Raw genomic sequence first — 16,749 nt, forward strand, 5'->3', positions numbered from 1 at the left:
GATTCCGGGCCCATCCAGCGCGGCGCTCACCATGGCTCGACTAGGCGCAATATGTCGCCGACGAGAGTGCGCCCGCTGCGCCCTTCGCCGATGGCGGACCAACTCGGTATCAGCCGGTGGGCGAGCGCGTCGGGCGCGAGGGCGATCACGTCCTCCGGCAAGACATAGTCGCGCGCCTTCAGCCAGGCCCGCGCCTGCGCGGCGATCGCCAGCGCCAGCGTGCCGCGCGGCGAGACGGGATGCTCCACCCATTGCGCGATCACCCCGCCAGGGCGCGAGGCCATGACCAGACGGACGATGAAGTCCTTCAGCGCCGGCGCCAGATGCACCCGTGCCACCTCGGCCTTCGCCGCATGCAGCGCTTCGGCCGAAAGCGGGCTGGCGAGGAAGGCGGGGGCCTCAATCCGCTCGGCGGAGACGAGATCGAGAATGGCGCGCTCCTGCTCCGCCTGCGGAAGGCCAAGCGAGAGATGCAGCAGGAAACGGTCCATCTGTGCTTCCGGCAGCGGAAAGGTCCCTTCATGCTCGATCGGGTTCTGCGTCGCCACGACCATGAAGGGATCGGGTAGCGGGCGACTGATGCCCGCGCTCGTCACCTGTCCCTCGGCCATGGCCTCCAGTAGCGCCGACTGCACCTTGGGCGGGGCGCGATTGATCTCGTCCACCAGCACCAGCGCGTGGAACAGCGGGCCAGGCACGAAATCGAAAACGCCGCTCTCGGGGCGGAACACCTGCGTGCCGGTGAGGTCCGAGGGCAGCAGGTCCGGCGTGCATTGGATCCGCGCATGGCTGCCGGGAAGATGGGCGGCAAGCCGCTTGACCGCACGCGTCTTGGCGATGCCCGGCGGGCCTTCGATCAGCACATGGCCACCGGCGAGAAGGGCGATCAGCAGCCGTTCGACCAATTCCTCATGGCCGATCAGGCCAGCCGCGACCGCCGTGCCGAGTTGCGCAATGGGACGGCTCATATCGTTCATGCGGCGACCTTCCCTGCCCGATTCTCCGGCCCTTCCAAGGATGTGGGTGGACGGAGGAGGGCGCCAGAGAGGCCTTCCCGGCTGACCCGGGAAGATCGCCCGGGTCAGAGCGGCAGGCGGGCAAGGGCCCGCATGCCGCCCTCGACCGGCGTCAACGCGAAGCTGCCGCCGAGAGCATCGACCCGCTCGCGTATGCCAAGCAGGCCGTAGCCGTCGCCGATCGCGCCGTCGTGCCGGGGCGAGCCATTATCGGTCGCGGCCAGCGTGATCTCGCCGCCGACCTCGATGCGCAGGGCGACGTTGGTGGGGGCGCCGTGCCGGATCGCATTGGTCAGGCATTCCTGCGCGATGCGGTAGAGGCTGAGCGCGAGATCGTCGGGCACGGCGTCGACGGGGCCGACGAGCTCCAGCTCGAAGCGTACTGCCGGCACGCGTGCGCGCCAATCGGCCACCATCCTCTCCAGCGCCGGGCGCAGGCCCAGATCGTCGAGATCGGGCGGGCGCAGCCGGGCCAGCTCGGCCCGCAGGCTGTCCATCATCTGGCCGGTGATCTCGGCGATGCGCGCGCCGTCCCGCGCGGTCGTCTCGCCGGACTGCGCGATCGCGGCCGCCATGGCGCGGGTTGCCGTCAGGCATTGGCCGAACTCGTCATGCAGTTCACGCGCCAGCGCCCGCCGCTCACTCTCCTGAACCGTGAACAGGCGACGCGTGAGCTCGGCCCGCATGGCCTGCGCCTCCTGCAACGTGGCCGCCGTGTCGTTCACCGCCGTGCTCAGCCGGTCGAACTCCGCAACCCGCAGGGGCGGCAGGCGGGAGGCGAAATCGCCGCGCTGCAGCCGCTCGATGCCACGCAACAGGATGCCGAACGGCGCGAGCAGGCGGATCATGAGAAGGCCGGTGAGCAGCGCGCCGCCGATCGCCATCCCCACGGCGACCCGCATCAGGTCGCCGGTGCGAGACCATGCGCGGGTGACGATGACGCCGGGATCGGCGATGGCCGTCACATAGACGTCCGAGACGTAGCGCGTGCGGACCGGCACGGCGACCGGCTCGGGCACCAGGCCGAGACGCTCCGCCAGCCAGACGAACCAATCCGGCGGCGTGGCTGCCGCCAGATAGGGCCCGCAGCGCCGCTGAATCGGTTGATCGCGGGGGCCGAGCTCGACGCAGATCCCCGGCGCGATCAGGCTCCAGGCCGGAAATTGCTGCCAGTCGCGGAAAACCGGCGTCGGTGCGACGCCGCCGAACGCCAGCCCCTCGAAGCTGGGGCGGGCAGCGACGGCGTCGGCGACGAGAGCGGCCGTCGTCTGTGCGTCGCGGCGCGCGGCGTTCGCCGTGTCCCACAGCACCCAGCCGGCGGCGACGATGACGGTGAGCAGCCCGGCGGCCAGCACCCGCATGACGAGCTGCGGGAGGAGACCGCGCATCACAGGGCAGGCACGAGGCCGGCGCGCTGCGCCTTGAGCACGAGGTCGGCATCGCCCGACGCGCCCAGCTTGGCCCGGATCTGCGACAGGTTGTTCTGGACCGTCTTGGACGAGAGGTTGAGGTCGAGGGCAATGGCGCGCCCGTTCATGCCGCGCATCAGCCGCAGCAGAATATCGCGCTCGCGCGGCGTGAGGCCGGTGGTCGGGTCTTCTTCGACCATGGTGCGGGCGAATTCCTGAGCCACATCCGTGGACAGCGCGCGCCGCCCGCCCATCACCGTTCCGATGGCGCGGACAAGTTCGTCCGGCGGGCTGGATTTCGAGACGAAGCCACGTGCCCCGGCGGCCATCGCCTTTTGCGCGAAGACGGCGCCCTGATGCATCGACACGATAAGGATTCGGGCCTGGGGATCACCGGCGAGGATCGCCTCGACCGCCGAAAAGCCTCCACCGCCTGGCATGGAGAGGTCCATGAGCACAATATCGGGCCGGTGCTCGGCGAAGGCAGCCAGGGCGGCTTCACCGTCTCCGGCTTCGGCCACCACAGAAAGGCCAGGCTGACGTCCGAGCAGGCGGCGGTAGCCTTCGCGCACGATTGGATGATCGTCGACCAGTAGAATGCGGATGGGGCCCATGGGCAGACGATAGCGCGGGCAGCTCGGTGGACCAATAGCGACGCTCCGCCCCGCGACGGGAGCATGGCAAGTGTCGGACGTGGCTATCCCGTCGTGCCTCCCGCGCCGGGAGGCGGGCTCGTCCTGCTCCCACCTCTGCGCTTGATCATCGCACTGGCCGTCGATCTCGGCGCCAGAGGCGGAGAAGGTGGCGACCTTGCGTTCCTCAGCGCGACCTTCGGCTCGACACCTTCGGAGATCGCCTTCAGCAAATGGATGCCGTCGGCCGAGATGTGCACGCGATGGCCACGCATACCGGGCTTCCAATGGCGAAAGGTTCGCCCAAGGGGTAAAGAGCGCCGGTCTGCGGGGCTATCCGCAGGGCGGTCAGTGCATGGCTGTCCTGATTGGCGATCACCATCGTCCCGCCATCGTCCGAGATGGCGAACTCGCGCGGGGTCCGGCCCCGGGTTGCAAAGGTGCCAAGGAAAGCCGGCAGGCCCGTCGCCGTGGCCGTGTCGAAGACAGCGATGCTGTCATCGCCCCGGTTCGAGGAGCAGAGGAAGCGCCCGTTCGGATGCAGCCGGATCGCGGCGGAGCTGCTGGGCACGGCGTGTCCCGGGGCCAGCGTCGGTACATGGCCGAGAAGTTCTGCACCTGATGGCCCGATCTGCCAGGTCGAGACCAGGTTGCCCAACTCGCTGACCACGAAAAGACGCATGCCATCATGTGACAACGCCATATGTCGTGGCAGCGAGCCCGGAGGAGCCTGCAGCACGAGATCCGGTGTCGCCGCGACTGCGTTCGGCCCTGTGAGCCCATAGCGCGCAATCTCGTCCGTGCCGGCGTCGCAGATCCACACATGCGCTCCATCCGGCATGGCAAGCGCGAAATGCGTATGCGGGCCGTCCTGCCGGTCGGGGTTGGGGCCATGGCCGGTGCGGCGCAGGACGGTGGGCGTGCCGTGGGGCAGGCCCTGTCCATCCAGCGGCCAGGTGACGAAAGAGCCGTCCAGATAGTTGGAGAGGAACAGCCGCGCGCGGCCGGGGTCAAAGCCGATGTGACACGGCCAGGCGCCATGTGCGGGCACCTTCGCCCGCTGCGTCAGCCGCGCGGCTGACGTGTCGCAGGCGAAGACGGTCAATGTCGCCTCGTCGGCTCCAAGTTCCTCGACCGCGTAGAGAAGCCCGCGGTCCAGCGCCAGATAGCTGGGATTGCGGATGGCCGCATGCGTGGCCACGAGGCTGAAGCGGCCCGTCGCCGTATCGAGATCGACGAAGGAGATGCCTTCGCCGCGCGCCTCCACATGGGGCAGCGAATGGGTGTAGGAACCGATGATGAGGCGAAGAGTCTGCGTCATGGTCAGGCAGGTCCCTTGGCGAGGTGACGATAGATGTCATCCTGTGGCGCATAGCCGAGATAGCGCCGCGCGGCGGCCAGGCTCCAGTCGGTGCCGGCATTGTCGGAGACACCATTGATGATCAGTCCCGGCGCGGGCCAGCCCGTGGCATCGGCCGTCAGCGCCGCGATCGCCAGCCGTTCGAAATCGCCGTTGGAAATCCACATGTTGCGGAACCAGCGCAAGGCCCGCGCCTCGTCAGGGGCGGCGGCTTCCGTCGCTCCCTGTCCAGTGGGAGAGCCCGACACGCTGATGTCGCGCGGGTCGTTCGCGCCAGGCAGCGCCCAGCCGATCCGTAGCGACAGCGTGGTCATGCGCCCGCCCGACTGCGCGGCCAGCATCACGAGAAAGCGCTCGGCAAAGGCTTTCGAGGCGCCATAGGGCGTCGAGTCGATGTCGATACGGCCATTGTTCCAGCGCGTGCCGGGGGCGGGCGGCAGGTCCTCGCTCATTCGGCCGCCCGAAACGGTGGCGGCCAGCGGCGGGTCCTTGTAGCCGCCGATCGCGTGGTTGGACGAGCAATTGACGAAGCGTCTCACGCCGGTCGCCAGGGCGACGAGGCCAAGGTTGAACGTCATGTCGGCCGAGGCCATGGCATCGGCCCAATCGCTTTCGGGCACAGGATTGACGGCAGCCAAATGCAGCACCGCATCGACGCCTTCCAGATGACGCCGCCAGTCGCCTGCGGCATCGGCCAGATCGGCGCCATGAGATGTCACCTTGCCCGAAGGCGGTGGAGCAGGCCGGCGCGGCGAGTGGAGGGCGGTGATCCGGTGACACCAGGGAAGGCGCGACAGGATCTCGACCGACTTGGCTCCGAGATTGCCGCCCGCCCCCGTGATCAGAACATGGCGGGGCATCTTGTGGACGTGGGTCATGCCTGCCCTCCGGCTGGCGAGGTGGAGACGGGGCGAAGTATGTCGGGCCCGAGGTTGCGGATGTCGGTACAGCCGAGGAGGGCAAGGATGCGGTCCACCTCCAGCGCCAGCAGGCGGATGGCGCGTGCCGCGCCCCTCTCGCCGCCAGCGGCCAGGCCGTAAAGCGTTGCGCGCCCGAGCAGGATGGCGTCCGCCCCAAGGGCCCGCGCCTTGACGATGTCGCTGCCGCGGCGGAAGCCGCCGTCAATCAGGATGGTCAGGTGGCCTTTCAAAAGGGCGGCGACCTCGGGCAGAACGCCCAGCGGTGAGACCGCTCCGTCCAGCTGCCGCCCGCCATGATTGCTGAGGATCACGCCATCGGCGCCGATACGCCTGGCCTGTTCGGCATCGCGCGGATCGAGAATGCCTTTCACGATCAGCTTGCCGGGCCAAAGATCGCGCAGCCAGGCAATGTCCTGCCAGTTCAGCGAGGGGTCGAGTTCCTGCGCCAACACGGCCGAGGCGCCGGCCGCGTGATCCTTGCCGGGCGGCAGCAACTCGCCGAGATTGCGGAAGCGCGGCATTCCGTCGGGCAGGAAGACGTCGCACAACCAGCGCGGATGACAGGCGGTGTCGAAGAGGTTGCGCAGAGTCAGCCGTGCCTCCGCGCGGAAGTTGCGCGCATCCCATTCCCGATTGCCATACACCGGGACGTCGGTGGTCACGATCAGTGCCTCGAAGCCCGCGTGCCGGGCGCGTTCGGCGATGGCGTGCACAAACCGGCGCGATCGGTAGAGATAGACTTGCATCCAGAGCCGTCCGCCGGCCTGCTCCGCAATGTCCTCAAGCGGCGTGTTCGACACGTTCGACAGCGTGAAGGGCACCCCGGCGGCGGCGGCGGCACGGGCCAGCGCCAGATCGCCTTGTCTCGTCAACATGCCATTGAACCCGGTCGGACCGATCAGGAAGGGCGCGGCGATGGCCTGACCGAACAGGTCGATCGACTGCGACCGCCGGGTCACGTCAACCAGGGTGCGCGGCAGGAAGGCCCAGCGGTCAAAGGCGCCGAGGTTGCGCCGCAGGGTGATTTCATCCTCGGCGCCGCCTTCCAGATATTCCCGGCAGAAATTGGGGATACGCCGCACGGCCATGCGGCGCAGTTCCTCGATGCTGCGGGCACGCTCCACGTCGCGGCCAGGGTAGTAGCGTCGCATGTCAGGTGATCAGGTAGCCGCCGTCGATCACCAGCACGGCACCGGTGACGAAGCTGGCAAGCGGGGAGGAGAGATAGGCCACGCCGCCTGTGAGATCCTCGGGCTTGCCCCAGCGCTCCAGCGGCGTGCGCGACAGGATGGTGCGCGCGCGGCTTTCGTCCTGTTGAAGTGCGCGGGTCAGCGGTGTGGCGATCCAGCCGGGCGCAATGGCGTTCACGCGGATGCCCTCTTTCGCGTAGGCGATGGCCAGCGATTTCGTCAGCTGCACCACGCCGCCTTTCGAGGCGGAATAGCCCGGCACCAGTCCGCCGCCGAAAAAGCTCAGCATCGAGGCTGTGTTGACGATGGTGCCGCCGCTCTTCGCCAGCAGCGGGCGGGCCGCGGCGCAGCTGCGCATGGTTCCGGTCAGGTTGATGTCGACGACATCGGCAAAAACCTCGGGCTCGCATTCGTCGCCCCGCCGGATGATGCCCGCGCAGTTCACCAGGTGGTCAAGGCGCGGCAGGCCAGCGAACAGAGCACGCACCGCCGCGCCGTCGCGCACATCGAGAACGCGCGCATCGAGGCCCGGCATCTCGTCGCGGGCGCGGGCGACCTCCGCCTCGGTCGCGCCGGTGACGATGACTCGCGCGCCTTCGCCCAGGAAGCCCTGTGCGATGGCGGCGCCGATGCCCGACGTCGCTCCCGTCACGACCAGAACCTTGTCGCGAAAACAGTCGTTCGGCCAGATTGCCATGGGTTCACCTCTCGCTGGCGGGGCTCAACGGATGAACCGTTCGACATAGTCGGAGCCGAGGCCCACCTCGTCGAAATGCTTCCGGCACAGGTCGATCTTGGTGAAGACGTCTTCGTATCCAGTTACCTTTCCCCACGGGTCGACGTAGCACATCACGCCGTTGACCTGGAAATAGGTGATCATCTCCTCGACGTCGTCGGGGACGACAAGGGTATGGGTTTCACCGGGCGGCTCGTAGACATAGCCGCCTTCTTCGGCGACCCAGTCGTGTTCCAGATAGTGCCAGCGCCCTTTCAGCACCCAGCCATGGACCGGCTGAGGATGGCGGTGGCGCGACAGGACACCCGCCCGGCGCACCTTGAGCAGGTTCATCCAATAGCCCTGCGAACGGTTGAGGCAGAGTGGGCGGAACCAGACGTTTTCCGCCTGCGGCACCCAGAGCCGCTCGTCGCAATTGGCCGCGTCAGGCAGGACGATTTCCTGCAGCGCGTCCTTGGGAAAGGGCAGCTGGTAGGGGGTGCGGGCATCGTAGGCTTGGTGCTGAAGGGTCATTGTCTGCGCCATGTGATAGGTAACAGGTCAGTATCAGAAGCGTTAGGCCCGCCGGTGGCGGGCATCAGACGCCGGCGAGGAAGGCGTCGTAATAGGCTTCGGTGTGTTCGACGTGCCGGCGCAGGATCGCCTGCAGGCCGGGTAGGTCCGCGGCGGCCACGCGGTCGCGGATTTCCTGATGCTCGCGGATCGAGAATTCGTTGTGCGGCCGGGCCTGGGCGAACCGGTTGCGTAGCGCGGCGAAGGCAGAGGAAACCCGTGCGCGGTAGGTGTCGTGCAGGAAGGGAGAGTCGGCGAGTTCGAAGAAGATCAGATGCAGCGCGGTGTCCAGTTGCTGGTAGGTGTTGTGCTCCTCCCGGCTGAGCGCGACCAGCATCTGCGCGTAATTTTCCGTCACCAGTTGCCGCAGGCGGAGCGGGGCGCGTTGCATCGACAACCGCGCCGCTTCCAGCTCCAGGGCGATGCGCAATTCGCACAGGGAGCGCAGCGCTTCATGCGTGGGACGGAAAACATAGGTGCCGGACTGGGGGCGTATCTCGACGAGGCCCTCCGATTGCAGGCGGCCATAGGCGGCGCGGATCGGCGCCTTGGTGACCTCGTAGGTCTCGGCGAGTTGCTGTTCGGAAATCTTCTCCCCCAGCTGCAGGACGCCGTTCACGATGTCATCGCGCAGGCGCTCGAGAACAACCTCGTTGATCTGCCGGGGGCGCTCGATCTTGCGCGAAAAGCTCATTGCGGAAGGTCCCCCGTGTCCCGGCTCGGCGTGGATCGTATGCGACCGAACATAACCGGCCGGTGTCCCTATCGCTACGGCGCAACCTGAACGCATGACCGATCTGCTCCATCATCTGGCTTGCAATGTAAAAGGTAACATGTCAGATATGCAAGGGCAGATCGCTGCGGTACCGGATTTTGTTCCGGGCGTGAGCGAGGGGAGGAGGCCGCGCACCCTTGCTGCGCATGGCTTCCCGAACAAAGCCAAAAAAGGAGGAAACCATGAAGCTTCTGAAATACGCCGCCGTCGCGCTGGCCTTGTCGACCGGCGCTGCGCGGGCCGACGAGATATCGATCGCGGGCGTGATCTTCCAGCAGGACATGTTCATGCGCAGCGTCGAGCTCGGCATGAAGGCGGGCGCCAAACAGGCCGGCGTCGAGATTCTGACCGCTAATTCCGACAACAAGCTGGAGAAAGAGGCCGCGCTGATCGACACCTATATCGCCCGGGGCATCAAGGCGATCATGATCGCGCCGCTCGGCGAAGAAGCGTCGATTCCGGCGCTGCAGCGCGCCGTCAATGCCGGCATCAAGGTCGTGACCTGGACCACGGGCGTGAAGTCCGATCTGCCGGTCGCGACCGTCGGCTCGTCCGGTACGAATATGGGCAAGGGCACGGGCGAGGCGGCCGCGGCCTATATCAAGAATCATCTGGGCGGCAAGGCCAAGGTCGCGCTGATCGGCTTCCGCGCGCAGCTTGCCTCGCTCAGCGATGAGCGGACGGACGGGTTCCTCAATGCGGCCAAGGCAGGCGGAGAACTGGACATCGTGTCCCGGCAAGACGCCTGGCTCGCCGAACAGGCCGTGCGGGTGGTGACGGACATGCTGACCGCAAATCCCGACATCCAGATCGTCTATGCCGCCAACGAAGGCGGGACAGTGGGCGCGGTGCAGGCCGTGATGCGCGCGGGCCGTCAAGGCCAGGTCTACGTCTTCGGCACCGATGGTTCAGAGCAGATCGTCCGGTTCCTGCGGGATGAGAAGGGCGCGCTCTACGCCACCACCGCTGCCCAGCCCAAGCTGATCGGGGCAGAGGCCGCCAAGGTCGCCATCGCCGCCGTCAAGGGCGAACCGGTCGAGCGCCATATCGAAGTGCCGGTCGTTCCCCTGTCGCGCAGCAACCCCGAAGCCATTGCGGCCTATGCGGCGACCTTGGCCAAGACCAACTGATGCCGCTGCCCGACACTGATGGCCCGAGGCGCCCATGACAGAGGCAAATTCCATAGAGTTGCGCGGGGTGACGAAGGCGTATGGCGAGAATATTGCACTGCGCAATGTTTCGCTCTGCTTCGCCCCCGGGCGCGTTCATGCCCTGATGGGCAAGAACGGGTCGGGCAAATCGACCCTGATCGAGATCCTCGCCGGATCCATCGCGCCCACGCTTGGAGAAGTGTGGGTCGGCGGGAGACAGGTGGTCCTGATGGGCCCCGGCGACGCCCTGGCTGCCGGGATCGCGACGGTGCATCAGGAACTGTCGCTGGTGCCGTCCTTGACCATCGCCGAGAACATCTTTCTCGGCCGTCTTCCCCGGCGCCGGCGGTTTGGCGTGACGGCGGTTGATTGGAGGCGCATCCGCCGCGAGGCGGCCGTCCTTCTCGCCGACATGGAGGTCGATCTTGACGCGGATCAGCGCGTCGATTGCCTGACCGTCGGCCAGCAGCAGGCGGTCGAAATCGTCAAGGCGGCGGCGAGCAATCCCAAGATCCTGCTTCTGGACGAGCCGACGTCGGCACTTGCCGGTCACGAGGTGGGTCAGCTCTTCGCGCTGATCCGGCGCCTGCGCGACCGGGGCGTCACGATCATCTACATCTCGCACCGCATGAACGAACTGTTCGAGATCTGCGACACCTGCACCGTGTTGCGTGACGGCATGCTCGTGGGGTCGGTCGAACTGGCTCAGTCCAATCCCGCCGAGATCGTCTCGATGATGTTCGGGGAGCGGGCCACCCATCGCATCAACCGGTCCGATCTGGTGCGGACGACGCCCGTCCTGTCGGTGGAGGGATTGGCGCGCGGCGGGGTCTTTTCGGACATCTCCTTCGCGCTCTACCCCGGCGAGGTGCTCGGTTTCGCCGGAATGCTCGGGTCGGGTCGGACCGAGGTGCTGCGGGCGATCTTCGGCGCGGATCGTCCCGATCGCGGACGGATCGTGCTGCGTGGCCAAGAGGTGCGCAACCCCACGCCGCGGCGGATGCGTGATCTGGGGCTGGCCTACACGCCCGAGGATCGCAAGCATCAATCGCTGGTGCAGACCGCGTCGATTTCCGACAATCTCGTCATGGCCAACCTGTCGCGCATCGCGCCCGGCGGGATCCTGCGGCCCCGCCTGCAGCAGGGTCTGGTCGAGCGCCAGATCGCGAATCTGCAGATCAAGGCGGCCGATCCGGGCCTGCCGGTCTCCTCTCTTTCAGGCGGTAACCAGCAGAAGGTGGTGGTCGGCAACTGGCTGAACACCGGACCGCGGGTGATCTTCTTCGATGAACCCACGCGCGGCATCGACCTTGCCGCCAAGCAGCAGATCTTCGACATCGTCGCGGCGCAGTCGGCGGCCGGCGTGGCCTCGGTCTTCGTCTCCAGCGAGCTGGAAGAAGTCCACAGCATCGCGCACCGCATCCTCGTGCTGCACCACGGGCGGATCGTGGGCGACATCGATCCCCGCCACATCAGCCTCAGCGACCTGTACAGCTATTGCATGAAAGGAACCCTCAATGTCTGAGGCGGCAACCTTCCACGGGCAGGCCCGCGCGCGGCGCGGCTGGTCCTTGCGTTTCTACATCATGGAAGTCTGCCTGATCGCGCTGATCCTGGCCCTGTTCCTGCTGGCACCGGGCTTCGGCAGTTCGGCCAACCTGCTGAACGTGTTCCGCAGCGTGTCCATGCTGGGCATCATCGCCTTCGGCATGACGGCGGTGATCATCAGCGGCGAGATCGATCTGTCGGTCGGGTCGGGTGTGGCGCTGGCGGGCTGCTTCGCGGCCTGGGCGGTGGAGCTTCTGACGCCGGTGACGGGCGATGTCGCCGCCGTGTTGCTGGGAGCCCTGGGCGCGGTGGCGATCGGTATGGCCTGCGGGCTCTTCACCGGTACGCTGCGGGCGCAGTTCAATGTCCCGAGCTTCATCACGACGCTGGGGCTGTTCACCGCTCTGCGCGGCGCGGCCAACCTGCTGACCGACGGCTTCCCTCTGGCCAGCTTTCCCGGCTGGTTCGGCTTCTTCGGCAATGGCAGCGTCTACGGGATTCCCTTTCCGGTCTTCGTCTTCGTGGCGGTGTTTGCGGGGATGCATTTCCTGATGTCGCACACGGCATTTGGCCGCGCGGTCTATGCGGTGGGCGGCAATGCCGAGGCGGCGCGTCTGTCGGGCATCTGGGTGGGCGGGGTCAAGACCATGACCTTTGTCATTACCGGCGCGCTGACGGCCATCTCGGGGCTGCTCATCGCCTCGCAGATCGGGTCGGGTACGGGGTCGACCGCGGCCGGGCTGGAACTCGACGTCATCGCGGCGGTGATCATCGGCGGTACCGATCTGTTCGGCGGGCGCGGGCGCATCACCGGCACGCTGATCGGCGTGCTGTTCCTTGGCTTCATCGGCAACGGGATGACACTGATGAACGTGTCGGACTACTGGCAATACGTGGTGCGCGGTGGATTGATCGTGGGTGCGCTGCTGCTCAACCAGGTGCTGGAACGCCGGTGAGGGCGCTGGCGCGGCAGCCGCCATGCCTGGCCTTCAGTTCTTGGAGATGTCCTCCACCCCGATCTCATAGGTTTCCTGGGTGCGTGCCAGATGTGCGTCCAAAATCGCCGACAGCCGCGCCATGTCGCGATCGCGCACCGCTGCCACGATCTGGGTATGTTCGGCCAGCGAGAGCGCGGTGTGCTGCGGCCGTGCCGCCAGATGGGTGCGCAAAGCCGCGATCTTGCCCACGTAAAGACCGTAGGCGTTCTGGAGATAGGGATTGCCGCAATGGGCGAAGAAGGCCAGGTGAAAGGCGGTGTCCAGGTCGAGATAGCGTCGCACATCGCCGTCACCCAGGGCCCGCAACATCTCGCGCTCGATCCGCTCCAGATCGGCGAGCAGTTCTCCGGCATTCTCGGCCATGGCGAAGTGCAGCGCCGCCGTCTCGGTGACCCTGCGAAAGGCGCAGATGGCCCGCACCTCGCGTGAACTCAAGGTGAAGACCCGCACGCCCGACTGCGGCACGATCGTCACCAGCCCTTCATTGCGCAGCTGGGCCAGCGCCTCGCGCACCGGGGTCTTCGAGACCTTCAGTTCCGCCGAAATGCTGCGCTCCGAAATCGAGGCGCCCAGCGGCACCTGACCTCGCACGATCATGTTGCGGACATGTTCGGTGACCAGCGCGGTCAGCGATGGCGGGCGTTCCAGTTCGGCCATGACGCCTCCTTTGAGGCTCATCTAGTGATATTTGGTGCACCAGATGTCAATTCGATCGCAGTCCTTCCATCCCGTCACACGGATCAACAAGCCACTTCCAAGGGAACGTCTGAATTGACAACTGGTGCACCAGATGGCAGTTTGATTCTGCAAGAGGGCGCGGAGACGCCCGTGCGCCCAAAGGGAGGAAATCATGTTCAGAACTGTCCGGGCCGCCGTGCTGGCGACCCTGTGCGCAACTGCGCCTGTGCTGGCGCAGGATGTTAGCTTGATGGACGGCATGTCGCCGCGTGAGGGTGTGAACCCGGTGGTCGCGGCCGGCACCTACGCCAAGCCCGCCCCCTGGAAGATTGGCTTCAGCATCTGGGGGTTCGGCAACACCTGGATGATCCAGATGGCCCAAGAGGCGGAGTTCGCCGCTTCCCAGAACCCCAAGATCCAGAAATTCCTCGTCACCAACGCCGATTCCAACCCGACCAAGCAGATCGCCGATATCGAGGATCTGGTCGCCCAGGGTATCGATGCGCTGGTGATAGCGCCGGTCAGCCTCACCGCCGTCTCGCCGGCGATCGAGAAGGTGACCGCGGCCGGCATCCCCGTCGTCATCCACTCGACCGCCGTGGACACCGACAAGTACACGGTCGAGCTTCAGGGTGACCCCATTCATTTCGGCAAGGTGATGGGTGATTTCCTCGTTCAGCAACTGAACGGCAAGGGCCGAATTTGGGTGCTGCGCGGCCAGGCCGGCGTGTCTGAGGATCAGCTGCGCTATGACGGCCTGGTCGAGGCGCTCAAGGGCACCGACATCACCATCTCGTCAGAGCAGCACGGCGACTGGTCCTATGACAAGGGCAAGCAGGTCTGCGAAGCGCTGGCCCTCAGCGATCCGACCCCCGATGGCATCTGGTCCTCCGGCGCGGCCATGAGCCATGCCTGCATCGAGGTGTTCCAGGACCTCGGCCTGCCGCTGCCGCCGATAACCGGCGAGGGCAATAACGGCTTCTTCGGCGTCTGGAAGGCCGCGAACGCGACCTCGATGGCGGCGGTCTTCCCGCCCGAACAGGGTGCGGCGGCCGTGCGGGCCGCAGTGGCGCTGCTGGAGGGCAGGCCGCTCCACCACCGCTATGTCGGGCGTCCTGCCCCGATCCTGCAGGATCGACGGGACAGCTTCTACCGCCCGGACCTGAACGACAACCTCTGGTTCCCCACCGGCCTGCCCGAAGCGAAGCTGCAGGAAATCTTCAAGAAATGATGCGCCGGGCGCAGGCGGTCTCAGCCGCCTGTGCCGGATGGCCGACCGGGGAGGGGATGATGGATCTGCTTGAGGTGACAGGCCTCGCCAAGGCCTATGCCGGGGTGATGTGCCTCGACGATGTTTCGCTGCGGGGTCGGGCGGGCTCGGTCCATGCCGTGACGGGGGAGAATGGCGCGGGCAAATCCACGCTGATGAAGATCATCGGCGGTGTCGTGCGGCCCGACAAGGGGAGCATCCGTCTGCGCGGTGCCGAGGTTCACTTTGCCTCGCCGCTGGATGCGCTGAGGGGCGGCGTGTCGACCGTGTTCCAGGAATTCTCGCTGATCGAGAATCTGACCGTCGCCGAAAGCCTGTTCCTGGGGCACGAACCGTCGACTTGGTACGGGGCGCTGGACCGTGGGCGGATGCTGCGCGCGGCGCGGCGCGTGCTTGACGAGGTGGGTCTCGATCTTGATCCCCGCCGCTTCATCGCATCGCTGACCGTGGCCGAACAGCAGATGGTTGAGATCGCCCGCGGCGTTTCGGCCAATGCCGATGTCTTCGTCTTCGACGAGCCGACAGCCGCTCTCGGGGCGGAAGACGTGGTGAAGTTGACGCGCCTGATCCGCGATTTGCAGGCGGCCGGGCGGCTGATCTTCTACATTTCGCACCGGCTCGATGAGATCTTCGATCTCTGCGACACGGTGACGGTGTTGAAGGATGGCCGGCTGGTCGACACCCGTCCGGTTGCCGGTCTCGATCACGACCGTCTCGTGGCGATGATGGTGGGCCGCAATCTGGAGGACTACTTTCCGGGTGCCGGGACCGCCACCTCCCAGCCAGCATTGCGGGTGACCGACCTGCACCGGCGCAACTGTTCCTCCCCCGTCTCGCTGGCGGTCAACAAGGGAGAGATTGTCGGCCTCGCGGGCCTGGAGGGCCAGGGCCAGCGCGAGATCCTGCGCGCCCTCGCCGGCGCCGAGCCCTGCGCCGGTGTGACGATGGAAACCTTCGCTGCCGACGGCGGCGTGCGCCGCCACGATCCTGCGCGCGGGGTGGCTGCCCAGGTCGCCGACGGCATCGTCTTCATTCCCGAGGATCGCAAGAAGGAGGGGCTCTACCTCTCGCTCGCCGTCGACGAGAACATGGCCCTTGGCCTGTACCAGCAGCGGGGCCTTGGTGCAGTGGCGCGCAGCCATGGCGCACGCGTGACCGAGATGATGCGGATGCTGCGCATCAAGGCGACCTCGGCGGCTCAGCCGGTGGGAAAGCTCTCGGGTGGCAACCAGCAGAAGGTGATGTTGGGCCGCTGGCTCATCTCGGACGCCCGCGTTCTGCTGATCGAGGAGCCGACGCGGGGCGTCGATGTGGGAGCCAAGGCCGAGATTTACGCCATCCTGCGCCAATTCGTAGCCCAGGACGGCGGCGCCATCCTCGTCATGTCGCGCGAGATGAACGAGCTGATCGGACTCTGCGACCGCATCCTGGTGATCCGCGACGGCCGGATCGTGGCCGGCTTTGCCGCTCGCGAGGCGAGCGAGGAGAGCATCCTGCACGCCGCCATCGCCGACGCGCCCCGTGAACCGGAACGGAGGGCGTCGTAGTGGCCATCGTCTCGGTTCTGAAGGGAGCCCTTCGGGGGCAAGCACGCTCACGCCGGGGCGCGCAGGGGCTGGCATTCCTGCTTCTGGTGATCGTTGCCCTGTTTCTTTCGGTGGTCAGCGAACGCTTCACCAGCGTCGCCAACCTGTCGAACCTGCTGATCCAGATGGCGCCGCTGCTGCTTGTGGCGCTGGGTCAGACGGTGGTGGTGCTGGCCGGCGGGCTCGATGTCTCGGTCGGGGCGGTGGTCGGGCTTGCCACGGCCATCGTCGCGAGTGCCCTGCCGCCCGAAATCGCCGTGCCGCTGGCGCTGCTGGCCGCGGCGGCGGTCGGCGCCGTGAACGGCGTTCTCGCCGGGCCTTTGCGCCTTCATCCCATCGTCGCCACCCTGTCAACGGCGTCCATCGTCACAGGGATCGCCCTGACCCTGCGTCCCACCCCGGGCGGAAATGTGCCGGACTTCCTGATCGCCAGCGCAAATGAGCGGATTCTGGGGCTGCCGCTGGCGGTGGTGTGGAGCGCGGGTGGGCTCGCCCTGGCGTGGTGGATTCTGTCGCGCACGCGTCTCGGGCTCCACATCCTGTCTCTGGGCGGGTCGACGCCGAATGCGCGGCTGAACGGCATTGCGGTCCAGCGGCGGCTGATCGCGGCCTATGTGCTCTGCGCCGTCTTCGCGGCGGCGGGCGGGCTGCTGCTGGCGGGCCGCATTTCCTCGGGCGATGCGATGGCCGGGCTCCCGCTCACCGTCAGTTCGCTTGCGGCGGTGGCACTCGGCGGCACGCAGCTGACGGGCGGAATCGGCGGTGTCCTTGGCACTCTGACGGGCAGCCTGCTCCTGGCCATGCTGGCCAACGGGATGAACCTGATGAACGTCTCGCCCTTCCTGCAATCCATCCTCAACGGCGTGCTCCTGCTGATCGCGATCAGCTTCACCCGCCGTCGGCAGTTCGGCCTGTGACGGAGACGGTG

General features: G+C 66.8%; 16 protein-coding genes. 6 read left to right on the forward strand and 10 right to left on the reverse strand.

Features of this window, described 5'->3' with window-relative positions; all coding sequences use genetic code 11:
* Window positions 1-26: 26 nt before the first annotated feature.
* The 9 genes from J2S76_RS15390 to J2S76_RS15430 form a co-directional block, all read right to left on the reverse strand.
* Window positions 27-977, reverse strand: a complete 951-nt coding sequence (locus J2S76_RS15390) for an AAA family ATPase (protein WP_307061667.1) — start codon at window positions 975-977, stop codon at window positions 27-29.
* Between the two features lie 104 nt (window positions 978-1,081).
* Complete coding sequence (locus J2S76_RS15395; protein ID WP_307061669.1) at window positions 1,082-2,404, reverse strand: histidine kinase; 1,323 nt, start codon at window positions 2,402-2,404, stop codon at window positions 1,082-1,084.
* A complete protein-coding gene (locus tag J2S76_RS15400; RefSeq protein ID WP_307061671.1) occupies window positions 2,404-3,039 on the reverse strand; it encodes a response regulator in 636 nt (211 codons plus the stop codon). Before J2S76_RS15400 ends, J2S76_RS15395 begins: the two co-directional genes overlap by 1 nt.
* 244 nt (window positions 3,040-3,283) lie before the next feature.
* Window positions 3,284-4,378 (reverse strand): lactonase family protein, encoded by a 1,095-nt coding sequence (locus J2S76_RS15405; RefSeq protein ID WP_307061673.1) that lies wholly within the window; start codon window positions 4,376-4,378, stop codon window positions 3,284-3,286.
* A gap of 2 nt (window positions 4,379-4,380) precedes the next feature.
* The gene (locus tag J2S76_RS15410) at window positions 4,381-5,295 is read right to left on the reverse strand and encodes an NAD-dependent epimerase/dehydratase family protein (protein ID WP_307061675.1); all 915 of its coding nucleotides are present in this window, start codon (window positions 5,293-5,295) and stop codon (window positions 4,381-4,383) included.
* The gene (locus tag J2S76_RS15415; RefSeq protein WP_307061676.1) at window positions 5,292-6,488 is read right to left on the reverse strand and encodes an alpha-hydroxy acid oxidase; all 1,197 of its coding nucleotides are present in this window, start codon (window positions 6,486-6,488) and stop codon (window positions 5,292-5,294) included. The genes J2S76_RS15410 and J2S76_RS15415 overlap by 4 nt, the downstream gene beginning before the upstream one ends.
* Window position 6,489: 1 nt before the next feature.
* Window positions 6,490-7,224: an SDR family NAD(P)-dependent oxidoreductase gene (locus tag J2S76_RS15420; RefSeq protein WP_307061678.1), complete on the reverse strand. Its 735-nt coding sequence runs from the start codon at window positions 7,222-7,224 to the stop codon at window positions 6,490-6,492.
* A gap of 24 nt (window positions 7,225-7,248) precedes the next feature.
* Window positions 7,249-7,776, reverse strand: coding sequence for a 2,4'-dihydroxyacetophenone dioxygenase family protein (locus tag J2S76_RS15425; protein WP_307061680.1), 528 nt, complete (start codon window positions 7,774-7,776; stop codon window positions 7,249-7,251).
* A gap of 64 nt (window positions 7,777-7,840) precedes the next feature.
* On the reverse strand, window positions 7,841-8,509 hold the full coding sequence (locus tag J2S76_RS15430) for a GntR family transcriptional regulator (protein WP_307061682.1): 669 nt from the start codon (window positions 8,507-8,509) through the stop codon (window positions 7,841-7,843).
* A gap of 263 nt (window positions 8,510-8,772) precedes the next feature.
* On the opposite strand from J2S76_RS15430, the gene J2S76_RS15435 reads away from it, so the two are divergent.
* Genes J2S76_RS15435 through J2S76_RS15445 form a run of 3 tightly spaced genes read left to right on the forward strand, consistent with a single transcriptional unit; the run spans window position 8,773 to window position 12,245 of the window.
* Complete coding sequence (locus tag J2S76_RS15435; RefSeq protein WP_307061684.1) at window positions 8,773-9,720, forward strand: substrate-binding domain-containing protein; 948 nt, start codon at window positions 8,773-8,775, stop codon at window positions 9,718-9,720.
* Between the two features lie 34 nt (window positions 9,721-9,754).
* The gene (locus J2S76_RS15440) at window positions 9,755-11,266 is read left to right on the forward strand and encodes a sugar ABC transporter ATP-binding protein (RefSeq protein WP_307061686.1); all 1,512 of its coding nucleotides are present in this window, start codon (window positions 9,755-9,757) and stop codon (window positions 11,264-11,266) included.
* Window positions 11,259-12,245: an ABC transporter permease gene (locus J2S76_RS15445; protein ID WP_307061688.1), complete on the forward strand. Its 987-nt coding sequence runs from the start codon at window positions 11,259-11,261 to the stop codon at window positions 12,243-12,245. The genes J2S76_RS15440 and J2S76_RS15445 overlap by 8 nt, the downstream gene beginning before the upstream one ends.
* Before the next feature lie 33 nt (window positions 12,246-12,278).
* On the opposite strand, the gene J2S76_RS15450 is transcribed toward J2S76_RS15445, so the two are convergent.
* Complete coding sequence (locus J2S76_RS15450) at window positions 12,279-12,944, reverse strand: GntR family transcriptional regulator (protein ID WP_307061690.1); 666 nt, start codon at window positions 12,942-12,944, stop codon at window positions 12,279-12,281.
* A 217-nt stretch (window positions 12,945-13,161) separates the two neighbouring features.
* Here J2S76_RS15450 and J2S76_RS15455 point away from each other — a divergent pair, with 217 nt between their 5' ends.
* From J2S76_RS15455 to J2S76_RS15465, 3 genes are read left to right on the forward strand one after another with little or no spacing between them, the layout of a single operon-like run.
* The gene (locus tag J2S76_RS15455) at window positions 13,162-14,196 is read left to right on the forward strand and encodes an ABC transporter substrate-binding protein (RefSeq protein WP_307061692.1); all 1,035 of its coding nucleotides are present in this window, start codon (window positions 13,162-13,164) and stop codon (window positions 14,194-14,196) included.
* Between the two features lie 56 nt (window positions 14,197-14,252).
* On the forward strand, window positions 14,253-15,782 hold the full coding sequence (locus J2S76_RS15460; RefSeq protein WP_307061694.1) for a sugar ABC transporter ATP-binding protein: 1,530 nt from the start codon (window positions 14,253-14,255) through the stop codon (window positions 15,780-15,782).
* A complete protein-coding gene (locus J2S76_RS15465; protein WP_307061696.1) occupies window positions 15,782-16,738 on the forward strand; it encodes an ABC transporter permease in 957 nt (318 codons plus the stop codon). Before J2S76_RS15460 ends, J2S76_RS15465 begins: the two co-directional genes overlap by 1 nt.
* Window positions 16,739-16,749 lie beyond the last annotated feature (11 nt).

The organism is Ancylobacter vacuolatus (assembly GCF_030813595.1).
GTDB lineage: Bacteria > Pseudomonadota > Alphaproteobacteria > Rhizobiales > Xanthobacteraceae > Ancylobacter > Ancylobacter vacuolatus.